Genomic DNA, 1,016 nt, shown 5'->3' with positions numbered 1-1,016 from the left:
CGGTAGTTCGTTAAATCCGGAGGTAGAGGTCAATGCCGTGTCCGGTAGTGACCGCGTCGATGAGGGCCTGGAGTTCGTAGGGTGGGGCCGTGTCTGTCCAGGCTCGCCACCATCGGGTGAGGGTGATGGCGGGGGTGAGCCAGGAGCGGATAGCCCGTAAGGCCCTGGGCCAGCAAGGCGGTTGGGGCTGGTGGGATGTGGCTGGACCCCCTCTCTGGGCCCTCATCGGGGCAGGGGTCCGGCGCGGTGTCATCCAGAGGTCCGGGCGGGGCGAACCACTGGTCCCAGCAGAAGGAGAAGGCGCAGTTGACCAGGGTCTGGTGGCGGCGGATGGCTCGGTCGGAGCGGACTTGGAAGTCGGCCCAGCCGAGTTCGTCCTTGATCTGTTTGTAGCTCTGCTCGATCCATGGCCGCAGGCCGTAGAGGCGGACGATCTCGGCGAGGTCGGCCGGCGGGTGCGGGCTGGTGGCGGCGTGGGGTGCGTCGGGGTGGGGCAGGTTGGTGGCCAGGTACCAGGTGGCCTTCTCCGGCAGGCCGGCGGGATCGGTGGTGGCCACGATCAGCCGGCACGGGGAGTTCGGGCCGTAGTCACCCAGGCGGGCATCAGCGGCCCACCAGGTCTCGGTGTGCCCGTCGCGGAAGTGACGCTCCACGGGTGTCCAGTCGCCGGGACGCTTGGCATCCTTCCAGGTCAGGGCGTGAGCGGCTTCGATGGGGGTGTGCGGCTGGTCGGCCCGGGCCCAGGTGCCGCGGTGCGGCTTGAGCGCCACCACATAGGCCAGGCCTGCCTCGCGCAGTGCGAGGTACCAGTCGTCACTCACGGAGTAGGCACAGTCGGCGACCACCGCCCGGCAGCCGAAGCCCGCCTCCTTCCCGCGGGCCGCGAGGGCGGCTGCCAGCTGCGGTTTCGTGCGGAAGGCCGGATCAGTTCGGCCGCGGGTGAAGTGATGGGCGGGGGTGTAAGGCGTCGCGTGCAGCGGGTAGTACACACGGCCGTCGGTCCACACCGTGGTCAC

The 1,016-nt window shown here is 69.8% G+C and carries 1 protein-coding gene; it reads right to left on the bottom strand.

What is annotated here, in order from left to right:
- Positions 1 to 29: 29 nt before the first annotated feature.
- A partial coding sequence (locus AB0L95_RS42265) for a transposase (RefSeq protein ID WP_365172013.1) occupies positions 30 to 1,016 on the bottom strand: 987 nt, incomplete at its 5' end.

Source organism: Streptomyces sp. NPDC052036 (assembly GCF_040680495.1).
Classification (GTDB): domain Bacteria; phylum Actinomycetota; class Actinomycetes; order Streptomycetales; family Streptomycetaceae; genus Streptomyces.
The sequence above is the reverse complement of the archived record's forward strand: the minus strand, read 5'-3'. Positions and strand labels throughout refer to the sequence as shown.